We start from the raw sequence: 507 nt of genomic DNA on the forward strand, positions 1-507 counted from the left end.
CTGTTCTACAAGGAAGAAAACCCCGAGACCTTCTCCGAGATGGCGTTCATGATTCCCGACGAAGGCGCCGAGATGTGGATCGACGCCATGATGATTCCGCGTGACGCGCCGAATCCGGAGATGGCGCACAGGTTCATCGACTTCATCCTCGATGCCGAGGTCGGCGCTCAGCTGTCGAATTACAATTATTATGCCAGCCCCAACAAGGCCGCACGCCCCCACCTCGATGAAGTGCTGGCGAAACCGCCCGTTCTGCCGAGCGAGGCTGACCTGGAACGCTTGCAGTTCACTCCAACCCTGAAAGGTGAGCAGCTCCAGGTGTTCCAGCAACTGTGGTCCGAAGTGAAGTCGCGCTGAATCGTGACCCACGAGCCCCAAGGGCGGGGGATGCCCCGGGGGTCGTCGCTCGCTAACCTCGAGTGACGCGATCCGGGGCCCGTTGACATCAGCAAGGATATATCCATGAGTAACCGTCAGGAGCTGCCGCTCCTCAATGAATGGTTCGAG

General features: G+C 59.4%; 1 protein-coding gene. It reads left to right on the forward strand.

All coding sequences use genetic code 11. The features are described from left to right. A partial coding sequence (locus ACFOGH_RS20085; protein ID WP_380074976.1) for an ABC transporter substrate-binding protein occupies window positions 1-357 on the forward strand: 357 nt, incomplete at its 5' end. Window positions 358-507 lie beyond the last annotated feature (150 nt).

The organism is Cypionkella sinensis, assembly GCF_042646385.1.
Classification (GTDB): domain Bacteria; phylum Pseudomonadota; class Alphaproteobacteria; order Rhodobacterales; family Rhodobacteraceae; genus Cypionkella; species Cypionkella sinensis.